Here is a 20,666-nt window from a genome sequence, read left to right as displayed (position 1 = left end):
GCAGCCTAGCGGGCCGCCTCGACGAACGCATCGAAGAGCCGATTGTCCCCGCCGCGTTCGGGATGCCACTGGACGCCGACGCAGAACCGGTGGCCCTGGAGCTCGACGCCCTCGACGATCTGGTCGTCGGCCCAGGCCACCGCGAGCAGGCCGCTGCCCAGGCGGCGCACGGACTGGTGGTGCGGCGCGACCGCCTCGACGTGGTCGCCGACCGCCTTGCCGAGCCTGCTGGACACGCTCACCTGGATGTCGTGCACCGCGCCCGGCTCGCCGTGCCGCTCGTGGCCGAGCACGTCGGGCAGCCACGGGATCAGCGTGCCGCCCTGGGCGACGTTGAGGACGTGCAGGCCGCGGGCGATGGCCAGGATCGGCAGGCCGGCCCGGACGGCGGCCCCGGCCAGGGCCAGCTCGTACCGGTCGCGGTGGGGCTGCGGCTCGGGCGCGCGCTCGTCGTGCTCGCCGCCGTAGGCCGCGGCGCCGAGGCCGGCGCCGCCGGCCAGCAGGACGCCGGACAGGCCGCCGACGTGGTCGCCGGCGACATGGGGGTCGAGCGGCGGCAGCAGCACCGGCGCGCCGCCGGCCCGCTCGACCGCCTTGGCGTAGGACGGCGGTGACAGGACGGCCTCGCGCACCCAGTCGCCCCAGCGGGCGGCCTCCAGGTAGGCGGTGATGCCGATGAGCGGTCGGGACATGCGGATCTCCAGGGGCGGGTCAGGGCAGGCGGGAGGCCGTCCCGGCGGTCAGCCGGGCCTCGCCGGGCCGGGGTGGAGGACCGCCATGGCGGGATGCTACGCCCCCGCCGCCCGGCGGGAAACACCGGAATCCGAAAGACGAAAATCACTTTTATTCATTTTCTCCGCCGGAAAAGCCCATATCGCAATTGGGGTGAATCGGTTGTGACGCATCAGAGGTGGTGTAAGACTCATTTCCGAGCGCGCCGGATGTGCCGGGGCACGCAGCGCGTTCACGACCCGGAGCCGTCAGGAGGTGGCCGACGCGGCCGGAATCGATTTTCCGGTCCAATGGGGTGGGGTTGAGTGCATGTCGTTGAATCCGCGACTGGTGAAGGAGAGCTTCTCACTCGTCGAGCCCGTGGCCGACAAGGCGACCGCGTACTTCTACGGACGGCTGTTCGCCGCGAGCCCGCACCTGCGGGGGATGTTCCCGCCCGCGATGGACGTCCAGCGCGACCGGCTGTTCGGCGCGCTGACCCGGATCGTGTGGAGCCTGGACAGCCCGGACGGCCTGGCCGCCTACCTCGGCCAGCTCGGCAGGGACCATCGCAAGTACGGGGTGCTCGCCGAGCACTACACGGCCGTCGGCACCGCCCTGCTGGCCACGATCCGGCGCTTCGCCGCCGAGGTGTGGAACGACGAGATCGAGGCGGCGTGGGTGTCGGCGTACACGGCGGCGGCCAACCTGATGATCGAGTCGGCCGAGTCGCAGGCGGGCGTCTCGCCGGCCTGGTGGCCGGCCGAGGTCGTCGACCACGAGCTGCGCCGTCCCGACATCGCGGTGATCACGCTGCGGCCCGCGCAGCGGCTGCCGTACACGGCGGGCCAGTACGTCACCGTCCAGACCGCGCGCTGGCCGCGGGTGTGGCGCACGTTCTCCATCGCCAACGCGCCGCGCCCGGACGACACGGTCACGCTGCACGTGCGCTCGGTGCCGGGCGGCTGGGTGTCCACGGCGCTGACCAGGCACACCAGCATCGGCGACACGGTCATGCTCGGGCCGCCGATGGGCACGATGACGCCGTGTGAGCACAGCGCCCGCGACCTGCTGTGCGTGGCCGGCGGCACGGGGCTGGCTCCGCTGAAGGCGATCGTCGAGCACGTCATCGCCTCGGGCCGCCGGCCGCGGATCCACCTGCTGCACGGCGTGCGCACCGCCGACGAGCTGTACGACCTGCCCGACCTGCTGGCGATGCAGGCGTCCTTCCCGTGGTTGCAGGTGCTGCCGGTGGTCTCCGGCGACCCGTCCTACGCCGGGATGCGCGGCCACCTGCCGGAGGTGACCGGGCGCTTCCACTCCTGGCGCGAGCACGACGTGTACGTCTGCGGCCCGGGCGGCATGGTGGACGGCACCGTGCGCCGCCTGCAGGCCGACGGCGTGCCACTGGCGCGCATCCACCGCGACGTCGTCACCGGTGAACGCTAGGACCGACCGTCCACGGTGGTCGTCAGGAGGCCGCCGGATCGCGGCGGAAGGCGGCGGCGGTCTCCTCGTCGGCCGGCCAGAACGTCTCGATGGCCAGCTCCGAGACGGTCACGTCCATCGGCGTGCCGAAGGTGGCGATGGTGGTGAACATCGACAACACGCGGTCGCCGTCGGCGATGCGCAGCGGCAGCAGGATGTCGCCCGGTCCCGGCACGTGGGCCACGTTGAGGTTGACGCCGGGGTAGGTGTAGGCGGCCAGCTCGTCGTGCAGCTCGGCCAGGCGGCCGTCGGCCGACGCCTCGGCCTGCCTGCGGAGCTGGTGCAGCAGGTACGCGCGGACCTCGGCCAGGTTCAGCAGCCTGCCGCCCATCGCGTCGGGGTGCAGCGACAGCCGCATCACGTTGACCGGCTCGGCCAGCAGCTCGGCGGGCACGCCGGCCATGAACATGGCGGCCGCCGAGTTGGCCGCCACCAGGTTCCACGCCGCGTCCACGACCAGCGCCGGGTACGGCTCGTGCCCGGCCAGGATCTTGTCCAGCGCCTGGCGGACGACGGCCATCTCCGGGGCGCGCACCTCGCGCTCGGGGAAGACCGGCGCGAACCCGGCGGCGACCAGCAGCCGGTTGCGGTGGCGCAGCGGCACGTCGAGCTCCTCGGCCAGCCGCATCACCATCTCGCGGCTGGGCCGGGCGCGGCCGGTCTCCAGGAAGCTGACGTGCCGGGAGGAGACGTCGGCCTCGATGGCCAGGTCGAGCTGGCTCACCCGGCGCCGCTGCCGCCACGACCGCAACAAATCACCAAAAGTCTCTTCTTGTATCGCTACTGCTCCCATGTCAGGAAATCTAGCGGGGAGAGGGAAGTATCACGATTACCTGTCGGGTAATGCCCGCGCCGTCCCGGCCGTCCGCGGGCGGCCGGGCGGCAGGCGTGCGGCAAATCTCCCAGTCCTCGGCACCGCCGCCGCGCGCGTGGCACGATGGCGGCAAGCGAACATGGGAGCGATGCTATGAGTGACGCAGTCCTCGCGATCGGCACCCGCAAGGGCCTGTTCCTCGCCCGTTCGGCGGGCGGCGGCCCGTTCGAGATCGAGCCGATCCGGTTCTCCACGGTCGCGGTGCCCTCGGTGGCCGTCGACACCCGGGGAGGCACCCCCCGGTTGCTGGCCGGCATCGAGTACGGCCATTTCGGCCCGTCCGTGATGTACTCCGATGATCTCGGCGAGTCCTGGGGCGAGGCGCCCCAGCCGCCCATCGCCTTCCCCGACAAGACCGACGCGACGCTGGCCCGGGTGTGGCAGCTCACGCCCTCGCCGTCGGAGCCGGGCGTGGTGTGGGCCGGCGTGGAGCCGGCCGCGCTGTTCCGCTCGGAGGACAACGGCGTGACCTACCGGCTGGTCGAGGGCCTGTGGGACCATCCCCACCGGCCGCGGTGGCAGCCGGGCGGCGGCGGGCTGTGCCTGCACACGATCGTCCCCCATCCCACCGACCCCGAGGTCATGGGCATCGCGGTCTCGGCGGCCGGCTTCTACCGCACCCGCGACGGCGGCATGTCGTGGGAGGCCGCCAACCAGGGCATCCGGGCACCGTTCCTGCCCGAAGGACAGCAGTATCCCGAGTTCGGGCAGTGCGTGCACAAGGTCTGCCGCGACCCCGCCCGGCCCGACCGGCTCTATCTCCAGCACCACTTCGGCGTCTACCGCAGCGACGACTTCGGCGGCAGCTGGCACGACATCGGCTCCGCGCTGCCCTCCGACTTCGGCTTCCCCATCGTGGTCCACCCCACCCGCCCCGACACGATCTTCGTGCTGCCGCTGACGGCCGACATCGACCGCACCCCGGTCGGCCACCGCTACCGGGTCTGCCGCAGCCAGGACGCCGGCGCCACCTGGCAGGAGCTGGGCGAGGGCCTGCCCGAGGGGCCCGTGCACGCCACCGTGCTGCGCGACGCGATGACCGCCTCCCCCGCCGGGCTGTTCTTCGGCACCCGCGACGGCGAGGTCTACTGCTCGCGCGACGACGGCGAGAGCTGGTCGCAGGTCGCCCGCCACCTGCCCGACGTGCTGAGCGTGCGCGCGGCGGTGCTCTGACCGATGGCCAGGTCATTCACCAAGCCCGTGACGATGGTCGTGTTCGTGCTGCCCAGCTCGCTGCGGCGGTGGGTGAGCGGGCGCACCGAGGTGAAGGTGTTCGCGGTCGGCGCCGACCGCGACTCCCCGCCCACGCTCGGCTCGGCGCTCGACATGCTGCGGCGCACCCATCCGCTGCTGGAGGAGCGGCTGCGCGACGACTACGGCCGCATCCGCCGGCACATCAGCATGATCGTGTGCGGGGAGAACGCCCGCGGGCTCGGCGACCTGGACTGCGCCCTGCCGCCGGGCGCCGAGGTCTACGTGCTGCCCGCGCTCGCCTGACGCCTCAGACCTTGCGCCAGCCCGGCACCCAGGCCCCGTCCTCGACGACGTAGTCGCCGAACAGGGCGGGCGCCTCCTTGCGCATGAGCTCGCCGATGCGCTGGAAGAGCAGGCGGATCTCCTCCTCCGCGCCGACGGCGGTGCGGGCCTCGATCGTGTGCCGCAGCGTGCGCACGTTGGCCGTCCAGACCAGGCCGGTGGCCAGGCCCTCGGGGGCGAAGCGGCGCATGAACGACGTGCGGTGCTTCTTCTCCGAGAACGGCACGCCCTCCTCGTCGAGCCCGAAGTGCCCGGCCATCCAGAGCTGGAACTGCTCCAGCTGCTCCAGCACGGCCGTGGCCCGCTTCATCAGCTCGGGGTCCTGCTGGGCCCACTCGGGGAACCAGAACGGCAGCTCGTCGAGCCGGACGAAGCGCAGCGACTCCTGGGAGATGGCCACGCCGGGCCGGTGGCGCACCAGCTCGTGCGTCAGGACGCGGCTGACGTTGTGCAGCACGAAGCTGAAGCTGACGTGTTCGAGGACCGAGCCGTGCGCGCTGGCCAGGATGTTGCGCAGGTAGTCGTCCTGGTTCTCCCTGATGCGCACCACGTTGGGGTTGAGGCCCGGCTCGAAGGAGCGGTAGCAGAGGCGGCCGGCGAACTCGGCGAGGTTCTGGGCGTCGAGGTCGCCGCGGTCGAGCCGCTCCAGCCAGCTCTCGCCGCCGACCTCGCCCAGGTATCGGGCGAGCTCGTCGTAGTCAAGCTCAGGACGGGCGACGATGAAGACCTCGGGTTCGACACTGCGCATAAGGGAGCCCCCCGCTCGGGTTCTGTGGTTTGTGACGGGCTCAAGCAAACCAGCTCGCGGGGCTGCGCGCGACTCGGCGCCCGCCGTCCCCCTCCGGAGGCACGGCGGGCGCCGGGCGGACGCCCTTGCCAGGTCAGCAGCGGTGCGCGGGCCTGTCGCGGGTCACCAGGTCGGTGTCGCCGGCGGTCCCGTCCAGCCACAGGACGCGACCCGCCGCGCCGGCGGCGAACAGCGCCTGCTCCCCGCGGTTGCAGGAGTAGCGCTCAAGGGCCCCGCCGGTGACCGGAACCTGGTAGATCTTGGTCAGGTTCGCGTTCTCCAGCGTGGTCCCGTCGGGCTGCACGCCGACGGTCACCCGCGACTCGCTCGCGTCGAGCCAGGTGGCGTACGGCGCCTGCGGCCCGTCCGGCACGACCGGCGTCTGGCCGGTGCCGTCCAGCGCGGCCCGCATGACGCCCATCCGGCCGTCGCGGTCGGCGTCGTAGAGCCAGACGACGTGCCCGGCCGTCAGCGCCGGGCGGATCGACAGCGACGGGATCGCGCCGGTCGGCGGCACCTCGGGCACCACGACCTCCTTGCCGGTCGCCAGGTCGTGCACGACGGGCGTGCTGTGGCTGCCGCCGGAGACGAAGCTCACCCGCACGTAGACCAGCCGGCCGCCGGTGACCGAGGGCATGTACCCGGCCACGCCCTTGTCGGCGGTGAGATTGACCGGGGCGGCGTTCCCGCGCTTGAGCCACAGCTCGACCTCGCCGGTCGCGGGGTCCTCGCCGGACCAGGCCACGGCGTCGCCCGAGACCGCGGCGGCGTAGACGTAGCCGGTGGTCTCGTGCAGGACGGTGGACGGCGCCGAGGCGTCGAGCGGCCGGGAGCGGACCTGGAAGCGGCCCGACTCGGGGTCGAGGGCGACCCACACCGCCCGCCTGCCGTCGGTGGCCGGCGTCCAGTCCCAGCGGCCGTCGTCGGAGACGGTGGTCGCGGGGCCGCCGCTCACGCGTCCGGTCCTGATGACGGTGGGGCCGTTCGCGTCGGGGGTGCTGTCGGTGACGGCGTACCGGTCACCGGCCAGGGCGGGCGGGTCGAGGGAGTCGGTGAGGCCGTCCAGGACGACGCGGCTGTCGGTGCGGATCAGCCGCTCCCAGCCGGGCCTGATGCCGTGCCGCTCGAAGGCCGCCGCGACCGCCAGCCGGTCGCGCCCCGACAGCCCGGCGGCGCGGGCGGCCGACTCGACGGCGCGGCGGCCGTCGGCGAAGTCGTCGAGCGGGGTCATGTACTCGGTCAGCGCCTTGTAGACGACTTTGTCGAAGCCGGCGCCGAGCTGCTCCCTGACGTCCCACAGGGCGCCGGAGAAGATCGTGGAGTTGAGGTGCACGCCGCCGGCGTCGATCGCGGTGGTGACGCCGAGGTAGTCCTTGGCGGCGTTGCGGTCGTCGTCGAGGTCGCGGGTGGCGCACTGGGCGGGCGGCAGGCTCTTGCACAGGTCCTCGCCGAGCAGGCTGGCGTCGGGGTCGCTCATCGGGATGCCGAGCGCGCCGGTCTGGATGGCGTTGCCGAAGTAGTCGGCCAGGCCCTCGTTCATCGCGCCCGACTGGCCCTGGTAGACCAGGTCGGCGCTGTGGGTGATGACGCCGTGGGTCATCTCGTGGCCGACGACGTCGAGGCTGGCGGCGAAGGAGTGCAGGTCGGCGCCGCCGCCGCCGTAGACCATCTTGGTGCCGTCCCAGAAGGCGTTCTCGAACGGGCTGCCGTAGTAGGTGACGTTGACGACCGAGTACATCGTGCCGCCCTTGCCGTCGAGCCCGTCGCGGCCGAGCCCCTTGTAGTACTCGTAGACCTTGCCCGCGCCCCACTGGGCGTCCACGGCGCCGCTCTCGGTGTGCTCGGGGCCGAAGGCGGGCGTGGGCGACTTGGCGAGCTCGGTGCCGGCCGGCACGCCGGGTTCGAGGAACTGCTGCACGTCGGCGCCGGCGGCGTCGTAGGTGAGGATCTCGCCGGTGGTGCCGTTCCACATCGGGCGGGCGCGGTCGCGCAGCTCGTACGCGCCGTCGGCCCGCTGGTAGACGTTGAGCGGGACGGTCCTGCCGTGCGCGGTCTGCCCGCTGCCGGTCGCCGGGCCCTCCATGCGCAGCCGGTCCAGCGCGAACAGCGGCCGGCCGGAGTGGGCGTCCACGTAGGCGTCCAGCAGGACGGGCCGCTTCCTGGCCGCGTCCGCGCCGGTCAGGGTGACGTGCCAGGCCAGCACGCCCTTGCCGCGCGGCAGCACGACGAGCTCACCGGGCGTGGCCTTGACCGTGGCGCGGACCTGGTCGTCCCGGACGAGCCGGGCGCGGGCCAGCCGGGCCGCCAGCGCGGGGGTGACCGTGGGCGTGGTGTTCACGTCGAGCTCGGTGAGGAAGCGGCCGCCGGCGCCGGTGACCTCGCGCTTCGCGCCGTCCTTGCGGAAGCGGACCAGGTACTGGGCGCCGAAGACGGGCAGGTTCCGGTACCGCTGGGCGAACCTGACGGTCTCGTCCTGGCCGTTCGCGACCGTGCGCAGCGGTACCAGGTCGGCGGGGTCGAGGTGGTAGCGCGGGTCGGCCAGGTGGGCCTTGGCCGCGGCGACGGGGTCCGCTGCGGCGGCGGGCTCGGCCAGCCCGCTCACCTCGGCGGGGGCCCGGGTGCCGGCCCGGGACTCCACCTGCGGCTGCGGCGGGTCGTCGGCCGCCGCGACACCGGGAACGGCCAGCGCGAGTGACAGGGCTGCGGCCGTGAGGACGAAGGGACGCCAGGACACGACACCTCCAGGTGTGGCGTAGGGGTTCTGGCGTCCACGATCATCACAGCAATATTGACAAATAGACAAATCACAATTTGATTACCGGAAATGTAAATTTCCGATTAGTGAGGGAAATGTCGTGAATTAATGGCATTCCGTTACGGCGACAACGCGCACCGCCGCCACCGGCGCGCATCGCCGCCGCCAACGGGTGCCCGCCGGGCGGCCCGCAGGCGCCGCCAGCGGGCGTCGCCCTGAGCCGCCACCGGCGCGGGCGGGCGTCAGAGGCGGTACACCCGGCGGGCGTTGCCCGAGCCGATCATGTGGGCGATCCGGGCCGCGTCGGCCGGGCTCCACTCCCCCGCCTCCAGCCTGGCCAGCAGGGCCGCGCCCAGCGCCTGCCGGTGGTACAGGGCGCCGAGGTAGCCGGTCTCGGCCACGCCCCGGCAGCCGGAGCTGAACAGCTGCTTGTGGAACGGCGCCAGCTCCAGCAGCTCGTCCATGACGCGGGCCGAGGCGGCGGCGGTGTGCGGCAGGGCCGGGCCGACGTCGACGTAGACGTGCGGGTAGACGCCCGCCAGGTAGGCGGCGGTGCGGTGGTAGGGGTAGCAGTGGAGCAGGATGACCGGCACGCCGAGGGGCTGCAACGCGTCCATGAGGGCGCTGAGCCTGGCCGGGTCCGTACGGTGCAGGTCGGGGCCGCGCCCGCCGAACCCGGCCTGGAACTGCACCGGCAGGCCCCGCTCGCGGGCCACGTCGATCGCGCTCCACAGCAGGTGGCGCAGCAGCACCGGGTCGGTCAGCGGCCGTTTGGGGTCGGCCAGCCGGCGGTTGGCACCGGCGATGACCGAGCCGGTGCTCGGCCTGGCCGGGTCGAAGTCGAGCCCGCAGCGGCCCGCGATGACCGTCTTGAGGCCGACCGCCCTGGCGGCCCTGGCCGACAGCTCGTCGGCCAGGCCGTCGAGGTAGTCGACGGCGAGCTGCGCCGACTCGGCGACGTCCTGCTCGATCTGCTCGATCCGGACGATCTCGTCGGCGGCGGCTCCGCCGTGGCGGCCCATCTCGGCCGCCGACAGCAGGTCGATGTCCTCGTCCCCGGTGTCCACCAGGAACGCCACCACCCCCGCCCCGGCCAGCAGGCGCCGGTTGACCTCGCCCGCGCCCAGCTCGGCCCGCCGGGCTAGGTAGACGGCCGGGGGCGCGTGCGGCTCCAGGCCGAGCAGCGGGGCGCACCAGCGGCGCAGGCTCATGCCGACCGGCGAGTCGAAATGCGTGGTGCCGGGCGGGGCCGGCGCGCCGCCGGCGTTGATCAGCGGCTCGAACTGGGCCCGGGTCAGGTCGTCCCGGCGAACCCCGTGACAGTGGTGGTCGACGAGCGGGGCGAGCAGCGCGTCACGCACCGTGTCGGGCAGGGCTACGGGGAGCATGCGGAGACTCTAGGGGAGCCCCGCACGCCCCCGCGGACGTTTTGCCCTACGACAGGAACACCCTGCCCCTTCCCAGACGAAACCGGCCCGGGTCAGCGCCGGGTGAGGCGCAGCACGTTCGCGATGATCTTCGCGCCCGCGCCGCCCTCCTGGGTGAGGATCGACTCGGGGTGGAACTGCACGGCGAAGCGCCGCCGCTCGACGTCCTCGATGGCCATGACGTTGCCGTCGGGCGTGAGCGCGGTCGGGGTGAAGCCGACCACGCCGGGCCGCTTGGCGTGCAGCGAGTGGTAGCGGGCCGCGGTGAACTCCTCGGGCAGCCCCTCCAGCAGCGCGCTGTCGCCCAGGCGGCTGACCTGGCCGCGCTTGCCGTGCTCGGGGTAGTCGAGCAGCTCCAGCGAGCCGCCGGCGTGCTCGACCATGGCCTGCAGGCCCAGGCACACGCCGAAGACGGGCAGGTCGCGGGCGTAGATCTCGTCGATGAGCGCCGCCATGCCGAAGTCGGACGGCCAGCCGGGGCCGGGCGAGAGCACGACCAGGTCGGGCGCGACGTCGTCGATGGTGTGGGCCGGGAAGCCGTGGCGCAGCGTCACCACGTCGGCCCCCTCCTGGCGGAAGTAGTCGGCCAGCGTGTTGACGAAGGAGTCCTCGTGGTCGACGAGCAGCACCTTCATGCCGGCCCCCGGCTGCTCCCTGACCACGGCGGGCGGGACGGCGTCGGGCTGGTTGACCGAGGCCAGGGCGCCGAGCAGGGCGCTGGCCTTGAGCTCGGTCTCGCGCTCCTCGGCCTCGGGGTCGGAGTCGAACAGCAGGGTCGCCCCAGCCCGGACGGTGGCCACGCCGTTCTTGATCTGGGCGGTGCGCAGGGTCAGGCCGGTGTTCATGGAGCCGTCGAAGCCGATGAAGCCGATGGCGCCGCCGTACCAGCGGCGGGTGGTGGCCTCGTGGTCCTCGATGAACTGCATGGCCCACGTCTTGGGGGCGCCGGTGACGGTGACGGCCCACATGTGGGTGAGGAAGGCGTCGAGGGCGTCGAACTCGGGACGCAGGCGGCCCTCGATGTGGTCGACGGTGTGGATCAGGCGCGAGTAGAGCTCGATCTGGCGGCGGCCGATGACCTTGACCGTGCCGGGGACGCAGATGCGCGACTTGTCGTTGCGGTCGACGTCGGTGCACATGGTCAGCTCCGACTCCTCCTTGACGCTGCTCAGGAGGGTGCGGATGGCCTCGGCGTCCTCGACCGGGTTGCTGCCGCGGGCGATGGTGCCGGAGATGGGGCAGGTCTCGACGCGGTCGCCGTTGACCCGGACGTACATCTCGGGCGAGGCGCCCACGAGGTGCTCGCCGTCGCCGAGGCTGATGATGAACTCGTACGGCGCCGGGTTGCTGTGGCGCAGGCCGCGGTAGAAGGCCGACGGGTCGGTGCAGACGGCGTGGAAGACCTGGCCGGGCACGACCTCGAACAGGTCGCCGCGCTTGAACCGCTCCTTGGCGGCGGCCACGACCTTGGCGTACTCGCCGCGCACCGGGTCCTTCGGCAGCTCGCCGGGGACCACCTGCGGGACGGAGCTGCCGGTGCGCTCCAGGCCGCGGGTGGTGGCGCCGTCGACGGTGAACTCGTAGCGGTACTCGACGCTGGTCTCGCGCTGGCGGTCGATGACGACGATCCGGTCGGGCAGGTGGAGCACCAGGTCGCGCTGGTCGTCGGGACGGGCCAGCTCCTGCCGGATGGGCTCGAACTGGAAGGCCAGGTCGTAGCCGAAGGAGCCGTAGAGGCCGAGGTGGGGGTCGTCGCCCGCGAAGGCGGCGATGACCTCGCGGATCGCGGTGAACACGGTGGGCCGGCGGCTGCGCATCTCCTCCGGCAGCAGGTCTTCGGACTCCGGGACGTGCACCTCGACGCGGTCGGGCGTCGGCTCGCTGACCGGCTTGCCCGCGGCGAGCAGGCAGGAGGCCACGGCGGGCAGCACGACCCTGCCGCGCTCGTTGAGCGCGGTCGCCGAGATGACCCGCCCCTTGGCGACCAGCTCCAGGCAGGGGTCGACGTAGCCGAAGGCCCATCGGCTGTAGCGGCCCGGGTAGTCCATGCCCGACGAGAAGGCGCCGCCGCGCCGTTCGCCGAGCGCGGTCACGATCTCTTCGAGCGCCTCTTCCGACACGTCGCGTGCCTCGCGCTCGACGCCGACGCCCCCGGCGGTGGTATATCCGCTGGTCTCCACTTGCTGCCCCTTACCACGTCACATCATGAGGCCCCGGGGGCGGACACGAGAAAGGCCGCCATCCGGGGCGGCCGTCCTTTGAGAGGAATGCGAAAACGCGCCGCCTAGGAGCGGCGCCACCACTGGATCTGAGGGCGATTTCGCATGCCCCCAGGTTAACCGCCGGACCAAGATCGCGCAACGCGACACCCGCTCAGGCAGTGACAAAGGGCGGGCAATGGATCTAGCCTCGACGTCCATGGAACGGCCCTGGGCGTGGCGTCCGGTGACGGTGACCGCGGTCCTGACCGCCGGCGTGGCCCTCGCACTGAGCCCCTGGTACGGCTACCACCGCGACGAGCTGTACTTCCGGGTCCTGGCCGGCCACCCGGCCTGGGGGTACGTCGACCAGCCCCCGCTGACGCCCATGCTGGGCAAGGCGGCGCTCGGGCTGTTCGGCGACACGGTGACGGCGCTGCGGGTGTTCCCCGCGCTGGCCGCGGCGGCCGTGGTCGTGCTGGTGGCGCTGGTGGCGCGGGAGCTGGGCGGCGACCGGCTCGCCCAGACGATGGCCGCCGTGGGCGCGGCGACCGGGGCGTACACGCTGATCGCGGCGCACACGCTGCTGACGGTCAGCTTCGACCTGCCGCTGTGGACGGCGGCGATCCTGTTCGCGCTCCGGGCGCTGCTGCGCGAGCAGCCGCGCTGGTGGCTCGCGGCGGGCGCGGTGATCGGGCTGGCCACCTACAACAAGCACCTCATCGCGCTGCTGGTGCTGGGCCTGGCGGCGGGCCTGCTGATCGCCGGGCCGCGGCGGGCGCTGGGCAGCCCGTGGTTGTGGGGCGGCGCGCTGGTGGCCGCCGCGCTGGCCGCGCCGAACCTGGTCTACCAGGCCACGCACGGCTGGCCGCAGCTGTCGATGGCCGCCGCGCTCAGCGCGGACAAGGGCGCCGAGATGCGGGTGATGTTCGTGCCGATGCAGCTCACGCTGTTCGGGCCGGTGGTCTCGGTGGTCGCGGCGCTGGGGTTCGTCCGGCTGTGGCGCGACCGGCGGGTGCGGGCGGTGGCGGTGGCCTATCCGGTGACGGCGGTGCTGACGCTGGTCAGCGGCGGGCGGTTCGACTACACCGCGGGGCTGATCGTGGCGCTGTTCGCGGCCGGGTGCGTGAGCGTGTCGCGGGCCGGGCGGGTGCGCGCGGCGTGGGCGTTCCTCGCGGTCAACGCGGCGGCCTGCGCGGTGCTCGCGCTGCCGCTCGTGCCGGTCGGCGCGCTGGCCGCCACGCCGGTGCCGGCGATCAACGAGGTGGCCCGCGAGTCGGTCGGCTGGCCGCGCTTCGCCGCCGCCGTCGGCGGCGTGCTGCGGGCGCTGCCGCCGGACGAGCGGGCCCGCGCGGTGGTCGTGACGGGCAACTACGGCGAGTACGGCGCCCTCGACCGGGCGGGCCTGACCCGGGTGTACTCCGGCCACAACCAGCTCTGGGCGTACGGCCCGCCGCCGGACGACGCGACCGTGGCGATCCTGGTGAACGCGGGCGGCCGGGCCCGCGCGCTGTTCGGCTCCTGCGAGCAGAAGGCCCTCGTGGACAACGGCGTGGACGTCGACAACGAGGAGCAGGGCCTGCCGGTGTGGCTCTGCCGGGATCCCGTCCGGCCGTGGTCCGCCACCTGGCCGATGTGGCGACATTTCAGCTGACCACATTACATTTCGGGACTTATCCGAGCTTGTTAGGATCAGCGCCCTTGCTTTCCCGACAGGATCTCTTCACCCTTCTCGACAGAGGCGGAAAGATCACCTCTTCCTCACCGTCGTGAACGTCGTGAAGGAGAGCACGTGCGCAACACCCTCACCTGGCGTGCGATCCTGACCGGGATCGTCACCGCCGCCGCCCTGGCCGTCCCCCAGGCCCCGGCGCACGCGGCGCCCGATCCCGGCAAGATCTCCCAGACCGTCCAGGCCGAGCTGGACAAGGACGGCAAGGCCACCTTCTGGGTCCGGATGAAGGGCACCGCCGACCTCGGCGCCGCCCGCCGGGCCGCCACCAAACGGGCCAGGACGCAGCTGGTCTACCAGGCCAAGACCGAGCGGGCCAAGACCTCGCAGGCCGGGCTGGTCAAGCTGCTGGACGCCCAGAAGGCCGACTACACCTCGTACTGGATCGTCGACGCCGTACGGGTGACCGCGGACGCCAAGCTGGCGTCGGCGATCAGCGAGCTGCCCGAGGTGGACCGGATCGACCCGGTCACCGTCGTCGCGCTGCCCAAGCCGGTGACCGGCCGGGCCGAGCCCAGGGCCGGCGCGGTCGAGTGGAACGTCGACCGGATCGGCGCCCCGCGGGTGTGGAGCGAGCTGGGCGACCGGGGCGAGGGCATCGTGGTCGCCTCCATCGACTCCGGCGTCCAGTACGACCACCCCGACCTGGCCGCGAGCTACCGGGGCAGGAACCCCGACGGCTCCTACACCCACGACTACAACTGGTTCGACCCGGCGCGCATCTGCCCGTCGGCGGCGCCGTGCGACAACAACGGCCACGGCACGCACGTCATGGGCACGATGGCGGGCGCGAACGGCATCGGCGTGGCGCCCGGCGTGCGCTGGATCGCCGCCAAGGGCTGCGAGGTCAACACCTGCACGGACGCCTCGCTGCTGGCCGCCGGCCAGTGGGTGCTGGCCCCGACCGACCTGAACGGCCGCAACCCGCGTCCCGACCTCGCGCCGGACATCGTCAACAACTCCTGGGGCGGCAACGGGTTCGACCCCTGGTACGTCGAGACCGTCCAGGCGTGGGTGGCGGCGGGCATCTTCCCCGCCTTCGCCAACGGCAACGAGGGCCCGGCCTGCCGCACCAGCGGCTCCCCCGGCCAGTACGCGATCAGCTACAGCGCGGGCGGCTTCGACGTCGACAACGTGCTGTACAGCAGGTCGAGCAAGGGCGAGGGCCAGGACGGCGAGATCAAGCCGAACATCGCGGCCCCCGCGGTGAACGTGCGCTCCTCGGTCCCGGACGACGACTACGACTCCTACACCGGCACCTCGATGGCCTCGCCGCACGTGGCCGCCACGGTGGCGCTGATCTGGTCGGCCGCGCCCCGGCTGCAGGGCGACGTGGCCGCGACCCGGCCGCTGCTGGACCGCACGGCGATCGACGTGGCCGACACGAGCTGCGGCGGCACCGCGGGCGACAACAACGTCTGGGGCGAGGGCCGGCTGGACGCCTACGCCGCCGTCCAGGCCGCGCCGGACGAGGGGCTGGGCGAGCTGCGCGGCACGGTCACGGCGGCCGGCGAGCCGGTGCCGGGCGTGACGGTCAAGGTGACCGGGCCGCTGGCGCGCGCGGTCGTCACCGGGCAGGACGGCTCGTACACGATCCCGCGCCTGCTGCCCGGCGAGTACGCGCTGACGGCGGAGAAGTTCGGCTACGACCGCGGGACCGCCACCGCCACGGTGACCGCCGAGCAGGTCACGACCGGCGACGTGACGCTCGTCCGGCAGCCGTCCGGCACGCTGTCGGGCACGGTCAGCACGGCCGGCGTGCCCGAGCCGGGCGCGACCGTGGCCGCCGGCGGCACGCCGGTGAGCGCGGTCACCGACGCCTCCGGCCGGTACACGATGACGCTGCCGCGCGGGACGTACACGCTGACGGTCACCCCGGTCTCGCGCTGCTCCAGCGGCGCGAGCGCGCAGGTCACCGTGGACGGGGACGACGGGAGCACGGTCAGGGACGTGGAGCTGCCGCTGCGCGGCGACGGCTTCGGCTACACCTGCCGGGCCGCGGCGCAGCCGTACGTCGCCGGGACCGAGAAGCTGGCGCTGACCGGCGACGACGAGGCCGTGCAGGTGACGCTGCCGTTCGCGGTCCCGTTCTACGGCACCGGGCAGTCCAGGGCGTGGATCAGCACGAACGGGTTCGTCACCTTCGCCGCCGACCGGGTCACCACGGGCAGCAACAGCCGCCTGCCGGGCACGGGCACGCCGAACAACGCGGTCTACCCGTACTGGGACGACCTGAAGGTGGACGCCGAGGCGGGCGTCTACACCGGCGTGGCAGGCACGGCCCCGCACCGCCAGTACGTCGTGGAGTGGCGCAACGTCACCTTCTACAGCGGGACCGGCGAGCGGGTGTCGTTCGCGGCGCTGCTGGGCGAGGACGGCTCGATCTCCTTCCGGTACAAGGACGTCGAGAGCGAGCGCGACCAGGGCTCCAGCGCCACCGTCGGCATCGAGAACGCGGCCGGCACGGACGCGCTGCTCTACTCCTACGAGGAGGCCGCGCTGGCCACCGGCCGCGGCGTGACGTTCACCGCGAGCCGGCACGGCCTGGTGACCGGCGTGGTCACCGACGCCAACGACGGCGAGCCGCTGGCCGGGGCGTCGGTGAAGCTGGGCGACGTGGCCTCGTTCACGACCGGCGCGGACGGGTCGTTCTTCGGGCAGGTCCCGGCGGGCGACCACGACGTGGTGGTGGCCAAGGAGAACTACGGCACCTTCACCAAGCCGGTCACGGTCGCGCCCGGCACGCTGACCAGGATCGACACCGCCCTGGTCACCGGCCGGGTGAGCGCCTCGGCCGCCGAGCTGACCGCGGTCATGCCCGCCGGGGCGACCAGGACGCGCACGCTGGAGCTGACGAACCTGGGCTCCCCCACCGCCTACACGGTGACGAGCGACGCCGACTGGGCGTCGGTCACGCCGCAGGCGGGCGAGCTGGCCAAGGGTCAGAAGGCGACGCTGCGGGTGACGCTCTCCGGCGCCGGGGTGACGCCCGGCGGGATGCGCACCGGCAAGCTGGTCGTCAAGTCGGCCAGCGGGCGGCAGCCGGCCATCGAGATCAAGGTGACCGTGGTGGTGCCCAAGTTCCAGGTGGCCGTCGACGCCGGCGGGACGAAGGCGCTGACCGACGCCGACGGCGACGCCTGGGCGCCCGACCGCCGCTGGGCCCAGGGCGGGTACGGCTACGTGGCGACCTCGACCAAGACGGCGAGCACGTCCAGGACCATCGCGGGCACCGCCGACCAGGCGCTGTTCCGGACGGCCAGGGAGGGCATGCTGGAGTACCGGTTCGACGGCGTGCCCGCCGGGACGTACACGGTGGAGCTGGACTTCGCCGAGGTGAAGAGCACGCAGATGGGCAAACGGGTCTTCGACGTGCTCGTCGAGGGCCAGCTCGCGATCCCGGCGCTGGACCTGGCGCTGGAAGCGGGCACGTACACGGCGGTGGCCAGGCAGTACACGGTGAAGGTGACCGACGGTCAGCTCAACGTGCGCTTCGCCGCCCGGCAGGGGGCCACGCTGGTCAACGGCGTGCGCGTCTCCGAGCGCCCGGACAAGGCGCTGCCCTGACCGTCCGGGGTCCCGCCGTTCCTGGTGCGGCGGGACCCCGGGCCGGGCCGGGATCGGCGGCGGGGATCGGCGGCGGGGATCGGCGGCGGGGATCGGCGGCGGGGATCGGCGGCGGGCCGGGAAGCGGGCCGGGGCCGGGAGCGGGGTCAGCGGCCGGCGGTCGGCAGCGGGGCGAGGTCGGGGCGCTTGGGCGCGACGCCGTCGCCCGAGGAGCGCCGGTTGATGCGCCTGCCGATCCACGGGCCGAGGTAGGTCCTGGCCCAGCGCAGGTCCTCGCGGCGGGCGGCCGTCCAGACCGGCGGCCGCCTGGCCGGGTACGCCTCGCGCCAGTCCTCCGCCACCGGCACGCCGAGCACCTCGGCGGCCCGCAGCGCCACCCGGCGGTGGCCGTCGGGGCTGAGGTGCAGGCGGTCGGCGTTCCAGGCGCGCGGGTCGCGCAGGACCGGCATCGGCCACAGGTCCACCAGCAGCGCGTCGTAGCGGCGGGCGATGTCGTGGATGTGCAGGTTGTAGACCTCGATCTTGGAGTGGGCCAGCCGCATCACCGGCACGTGCCGCAGGTCGAAGCCGGTGAACATGAGCACCCGGCTGCCCGCCTCGGTGAGCGTCCTGACGCCCTCCTCCAGCCGCCTGGCCACGGACGCCGGTCCGCTGCCCGGCCGCAGGATGTCGTTGCCCCCGGCGCACAGCGAGACCAGGTCGGCGCCGAGCTCGACCGCCTTCGGCACCTGCTCCGACACGATCTGCTCGATCAGCCGGCCGCGGACGGCGAGGTTGGCGTACCGCAGTCCGGGCTCCCCGGCCTGGCGGCGGTCGGCCTCGATGTGCTCGGCCAGCCGGTCGGCCCAGCCGCGGAAACCGTGGTCGGCCGGGTCCTCAAGTCCTTCGGTGAAACTGTCCCCTAGGGCGACATACGAAGTGATTCGTCCCATGACCGGATAGTTTGCCAAGGACCTTTGTCCCTACGCGACCGTAACCCCCGGCTACCACCCGTCCCGCCCGATCTGTTACTGGTTAGGACATGAGACGCGTGCGGCTCCGGCGGGACATCCCCGTCCCGATGCCCGACGGTGTGACGCTGCTGGCCGACCACTACGCCCCGGCTCATGGGCGGCCGGGCCCGGCGGTGCTGATCCGTTCGCCGTACGGCCGGCGCGGCCTGTTCGGCTGGATGTACGGCCGCGGCTTCGCCAGGAACGGCTTCCACGTGCTGATCCAGAGCTGCCGGGGCGGCTTCGGCTCCGGCGGCAGCCTCGACCCGCTCGGCGACGAGCACGACGACGGCCTGGCCACCATCGCCTGGCTGCGCGAACAGCCCTGGTACGGCGGCTCGTTCGCCATGTTCGGCCCCTCCTACCTCGGCTACGCCCAGTGGGCCGTCGCCGCCGAGGCCGGGCCCGAGCTCAAGGCCATGGCCACGCAGATCACCGCCTCCCAGTTCAGGGACGCCGCCTACGTGGGCGGCGCGTTCGCGCTGGAGTCGACGCTGAGCTGGACCACGCTGACCGACACCATGACGCGCCGCTTCGTCGGCGGGGCCGCGATGCTGACCGCCCCCAGGGTGACCCGCCGGGCCGTGTTGTCGGGGCGGCCGGTGGCCGAGCTGGACGTGGCCTCGGCGGGGCGGCCGCTGCGGTTCTTCCGCGACCTGCTGGCCCACCACGCCGACCCGGCCGTGCCGTACTGGCACAAGCGCGACTTCTCGCTCAAGGTCGGCGAGGTGGAGGCGGCGGTCACCATGCTCGGCGGCTGGTACGACGTCTTCCTGCCCTGGCAGCTCAAGGACTACGCGGCGATGCGGGCGGCCGGGCGGCGGCCGTACCTGACGATCGGGCCCTGGTACCACGTCGACTCCCGGCACGGGAGGCCCTCGAAGGCCGAGGCGCTGGCCTGGTTCCGCGCCCACCTCATGGACGACCCGTCCGGCCTGCGGACGGACCCGGTGCGGCTCTACGTCACGGGGGCCGGCGAGTGGCGCGACTACCCCGACTGGCCGGTGCCGGGCGTGCGGGAGCAGCGCTGGCACCTGCGGCCGGGCGGCGGGCTGGACCCGCGCGAGCCCGAGGAGGCCGGGTCCGACCGGTTCCGCTACCACCCCGCCCATCCGACGCCGGCGATCGGCGGGCCCGTGCTGCTGGCCGACTCCAGGCCGCGTGACCAGCGGCGCCTGGAGGCCCGGCGCGACGTGCTGGTCTACAGCTCCGCGGCGCTGGAGGCCGACGTGGAGATGATCGGCCCGGTGCACGCCGACGTCTACGTCCGGTCCAGCACGCCGTACGTGGACGTCGTGGTCCGGGTCTGCGACGTGCACCCCGACGGGCGCTCGCTCAACCTGTGCGAGGGGGTGCGCCGGCTGGGCCCGCACACCGCCGATGACGGGAACGGTGAAGGGAACGGCGACGGTGTGCGCCGGGTACGGGTGGAGTTGTGGCCGATCGGCCACCGGTTCCGCCGCGACCACCGGATCCGGGTGCACGTGGCGGCCGGCGCGTACCCGACGATCGCCCGCAACCCGGGCACCGGCGAGCCGGTGGGCGCGCCCGGCGGCCCGATGATGCCGGCCGACGTCGAGGTGTTCCACTCCCCCGCCCGCCCCTCAGCCGTGGTGCTGCCGCTGTGCGCGCCGCGCGGCTGATGTCGCTGGTCCTGCTGCTGCAGGCCAGGGGCGGGATGACGGCGGCCGAGCTGGCCAGGGAGCTGGAGGTCTCCGAGCGCACGGTGCACCGCGACGTGCTGGCGCTGTCGGAGGCGGGCGTGCCGGTCTACGCCGACCGCGGGCGCGGCGGCGGCTACCGCCTGCTGGACGGCTACCGCACCCGGCTGACCGGGCTGGACCGGGCCGAGGCCGAGGCGCTGTTCCTGTCGGGGGTGCCCGCGGCGCTGCGCGAGATGGGGTTGCAGGAGGTGGCCGCGACGGCCCGGCTCAAGGCCGCCGCGGCGCTGTCGCCCTCGCTGCGCGACGCGCCCGCCACGGCCGCGCAGCGTTTCCACCTGGACGCGCCCGGCTGGTACGCCGCCGACGCGCCGCCGCCCCCGGCGCTGGCCCCGCTGGCCAGGGCCGTGTGGAACGACCTGCCGGTCACGGTGGTCTACAAGGAGCGCACGCGGGAGCTGGAGCCGTACGGGCTGGTGCTGAAGGCGGGCGCCTGGTACCTGGTGGCCCGCCTGCGCGAGCGGTTCCTGATCTTCCGGGTGGACCGCATGGGGGACGTCCGCGCGCGCGAGCCGCGTTTCGAGCGGGACGCGGACTTCGACCTGGCCGCGTTCTGGGCCGGGCAGGCGGCCGAGTTCAGCCGCTCCCTGCTCAGGGACGTGATCACGTTGCGGCTGACCCCGGCCGGCCGGCGCATGCTGCGGTACGTCGCCGACCCGGCGGCCCTGGACGACGCGCTGGCCTCGCTCCAGCCGGACGGGACCGTGCGGCTGGCCGTGGAGTCGACGCGGGTGGCCTTCACCCAGGTGCTGCGGTTCGGCCCGGAGGCCGAGGTGCTGGCGCCGGAGGAGCTGCGCGCCCAGGTCGCCGACGCCGCCGCCCGCATGGCCGAGCTCTACCGGCGCTGAGGACGCCCGCGTGACCGGGCTCCACCTGCT

At 73.4% G+C, this 20,666-nt stretch carries 14 protein-coding genes; 7 read left to right on the top strand and 7 right to left on the bottom strand.

From position 1 onward, the window contains the following. Positions 1-5: 5 nt before the first annotated feature. Positions 6-692 carry a gamma-glutamyl-gamma-aminobutyrate hydrolase family protein gene (locus ACIBQ6_RS10930; protein ID WP_397211249.1) on the bottom strand — a complete coding sequence of 229 codons (687 nt, stop codon included), beginning with the start codon at positions 690-692 and terminating at the stop codon, positions 6-8. A gap of 349 nt (positions 693-1,041) precedes the next feature. On the opposite strand from ACIBQ6_RS10930, the gene ACIBQ6_RS10925 reads away from it, so the two are divergent. Then, the gene (locus ACIBQ6_RS10925; RefSeq protein ID WP_397211247.1) at positions 1,042-2,160 is read left to right on the top strand and encodes a globin domain-containing protein; all 1,119 of its coding nucleotides are present in this window, start codon (positions 1,042-1,044) and stop codon (positions 2,158-2,160) included. Between the two features lie 22 nt (positions 2,161-2,182). On the opposite strand, the gene ACIBQ6_RS10920 is transcribed toward ACIBQ6_RS10925, so the two are convergent. Beyond that, positions 2,183-2,992 (bottom strand): helix-turn-helix transcriptional regulator, encoded by an 810-nt coding sequence (locus ACIBQ6_RS10920; protein WP_358286498.1) that lies wholly within the window; start codon positions 2,990-2,992, stop codon positions 2,183-2,185. 174 nt (positions 2,993-3,166) lie between these two features. Here ACIBQ6_RS10920 and ACIBQ6_RS10915 point away from each other — a divergent pair, with 174 nt between their 5' ends. Together ACIBQ6_RS10915 and ACIBQ6_RS10910 are read left to right on the top strand one after the other, a co-directional pair. Beyond that, entirely contained in the window at positions 3,167-4,246 is a 1,080-nt protein-coding gene (locus tag ACIBQ6_RS10915) for a WD40/YVTN/BNR-like repeat-containing protein (RefSeq protein WP_397211245.1), read from the top strand. A gap of 3 nt (positions 4,247-4,249) precedes the next feature. Next, on the top strand, positions 4,250-4,570 hold the full coding sequence (locus ACIBQ6_RS10910; protein WP_357975558.1) for a hypothetical protein: 321 nt from the start codon (positions 4,250-4,252) through the stop codon (positions 4,568-4,570). Between the two features lie 4 nt (positions 4,571-4,574). On the opposite strand, the gene thyX is transcribed toward ACIBQ6_RS10910, so the two are convergent. From thyX to ACIBQ6_RS10890, 4 genes are all read right to left on the bottom strand, one after another. Then, a complete protein-coding gene (thyX, locus tag ACIBQ6_RS10905; protein WP_352350875.1) occupies positions 4,575-5,357 on the bottom strand; it encodes an FAD-dependent thymidylate synthase in 783 nt (260 codons plus the stop codon). 133 nt (positions 5,358-5,490) lie between these two features. Beyond that, positions 5,491-8,130, bottom strand: coding sequence for a M4 family metallopeptidase (locus ACIBQ6_RS10900; RefSeq protein WP_397211243.1), 2,640 nt, complete (start codon positions 8,128-8,130; stop codon positions 5,491-5,493). Between the two features lie 263 nt (positions 8,131-8,393). Further along, complete coding sequence (locus ACIBQ6_RS10895) at positions 8,394-9,539, bottom strand: amidohydrolase family protein (protein WP_358286492.1); 1,146 nt, start codon at positions 9,537-9,539, stop codon at positions 8,394-8,396. A gap of 92 nt (positions 9,540-9,631) precedes the next feature. Next, positions 9,632-11,758, bottom strand: a complete 2,127-nt coding sequence (locus ACIBQ6_RS10890; protein WP_358286490.1) for an anthranilate synthase component I — start codon at positions 11,756-11,758, stop codon at positions 9,632-9,634. Between the two features lie 238 nt (positions 11,759-11,996). Between ACIBQ6_RS10890 and ACIBQ6_RS10885 the strand changes: the two genes are divergently transcribed. Both ACIBQ6_RS10885 and ACIBQ6_RS10880 read left to right on the top strand, forming a co-directional pair. Next, a complete protein-coding gene (locus ACIBQ6_RS10885; RefSeq protein ID WP_397211241.1) occupies positions 11,997-13,430 on the top strand; it encodes a glycosyltransferase family 39 protein in 1,434 nt (477 codons plus the stop codon). Positions 13,431-13,568: 138 nt separating this feature from the next. Further along, positions 13,569-17,075 (top strand): S8 family serine peptidase, encoded by a 3,507-nt coding sequence (locus ACIBQ6_RS10880; protein WP_397211239.1) that lies wholly within the window; start codon positions 13,569-13,571, stop codon positions 17,073-17,075. A gap of 146 nt (positions 17,076-17,221) precedes the next feature. On the opposite strand, the gene ACIBQ6_RS10875 is transcribed toward ACIBQ6_RS10880, so the two are convergent. After that, positions 17,222-18,007 carry an SGNH/GDSL hydrolase family protein gene (locus ACIBQ6_RS10875; RefSeq protein ID WP_358286484.1) on the bottom strand — a complete coding sequence of 262 codons (786 nt, stop codon included), beginning with the start codon at positions 18,005-18,007 and terminating at the stop codon, positions 17,222-17,224. A gap of 89 nt (positions 18,008-18,096) precedes the next feature. Here ACIBQ6_RS10875 and ACIBQ6_RS10870 point away from each other — a divergent pair, with 89 nt between their 5' ends. Further along, positions 18,097-19,710 carry a CocE/NonD family hydrolase gene (locus tag ACIBQ6_RS10870; RefSeq protein ID WP_397211237.1) on the top strand — a complete coding sequence of 538 codons (1,614 nt, stop codon included), beginning with the start codon at positions 18,097-18,099 and terminating at the stop codon, positions 19,708-19,710. Further along, positions 19,692-20,636, top strand: a complete 945-nt coding sequence (locus ACIBQ6_RS10865; RefSeq protein ID WP_358286481.1) for a WYL domain-containing protein — start codon at positions 19,692-19,694, stop codon at positions 20,634-20,636. Before ACIBQ6_RS10870 ends, ACIBQ6_RS10865 begins: the two co-directional genes overlap by 19 nt. The last annotated feature ends 30 nt before the right edge of the window (positions 20,637-20,666 follow it).

Source organism: Nonomuraea sp. NPDC049655 (genome assembly GCF_044465465.1).
GTDB lineage: Bacteria > Actinomycetota > Actinomycetes > Streptosporangiales > Streptosporangiaceae > Nonomuraea.
This window is presented reverse-complemented; position numbering and strand designations above follow the sequence as displayed.

Excerpts from the sequence above, each read along its gene's own strand:
- ACIBQ6_RS10930 (WP_397211249.1), bottom strand. The coding sequence starts at position 692 with ATGTCCCGACCGCTCATCGGCATCACCGCCTACCTGGAGGCCGCCCGC.
- ACIBQ6_RS10925 (WP_397211247.1), top strand. The coding sequence starts at position 1,042 with ATGTCGTTGAATCCGCGACTGGTGAAGGAGAGCTTCTCACTCGTCGAG.
- ACIBQ6_RS10920 (WP_358286498.1), bottom strand. The coding sequence starts at position 2,992 with ATGGGAGCAGTAGCGATACAAGAAGAGACTTTTGGTGATTTGTTGCGG.
- ACIBQ6_RS10915 (WP_397211245.1), top strand. The coding sequence starts at position 3,167 with ATGAGTGACGCAGTCCTCGCGATCGGCACCCGCAAGGGCCTGTTCCTC.
- ACIBQ6_RS10910 (WP_357975558.1), top strand. The coding sequence starts at position 4,250 with ATGGCCAGGTCATTCACCAAGCCCGTGACGATGGTCGTGTTCGTGCTG.
- thyX (WP_352350875.1), bottom strand. The coding sequence starts at position 5,357 with ATGCGCAGTGTCGAACCCGAGGTCTTCATCGTCGCCCGTCCTGAGCTT.
- ACIBQ6_RS10895 (WP_358286492.1), bottom strand. The coding sequence starts at position 9,539 with ATGCTCCCCGTAGCCCTGCCCGACACGGTGCGTGACGCGCTGCTCGCC.
- ACIBQ6_RS10885 (WP_397211241.1), top strand. The coding sequence starts at position 11,997 with ATGGAACGGCCCTGGGCGTGGCGTCCGGTGACGGTGACCGCGGTCCTG.
- ACIBQ6_RS10875 (WP_358286484.1), bottom strand. The coding sequence starts at position 18,007 with ATGGGACGAATCACTTCGTATGTCGCCCTAGGGGACAGTTTCACCGAA.
- ACIBQ6_RS10870 (WP_397211237.1), top strand. The coding sequence starts at position 18,097 with ATGAGACGCGTGCGGCTCCGGCGGGACATCCCCGTCCCGATGCCCGAC.